General features: G+C 67.8%; 1 pseudogene. It reads left to right on the top strand.

The window, feature by feature from the left end:
* Nucleotides 1-186: 186 nt before the first annotated feature.
* A pseudogene (locus JHD74_RS26840) lies at nucleotides 187-314 on the top strand (hydroxypyruvate isomerase); the annotation flags it as partial.

Raw genomic sequence — 314 nt, 5'->3', positions numbered from 1 at the left:
CCCCCCCCCCCCCCCCCCCCCCCCCCCCCCCCCCCCCCCCCCCCCCCCCCCCCCCCCCCCCCCCCCCCCCCCCCCCCCCCCCCCCCCCCCCCCCCCCCCCCCCCCCCCCCTTTTTAATGCTACGGCGCCCACCGAGATCTACACCCAGTTGGCATCGTCGGCAGCGTCAGATGTGTATAAGAGACAGTTCATGCACTGGGCTTTGGTGTTGAAATCTGGAGCTGGGCCAATAAGGATATCGATGCACTGGTGGCGACAGGAGCTCGTTTCACTTCAATGACCGGTTATCTCAGCGGCAATCTAACCGATGAACA

Source organism: Serratia sp. ASV30, assembly GCF_016428815.1.
Classification (GTDB): Bacteria; Pseudomonadota; Gammaproteobacteria; order Enterobacterales; family Enterobacteriaceae; genus Chania; species Chania fonticola_C.
This window is presented reverse-complemented; position numbering and strand designations above follow the sequence as displayed.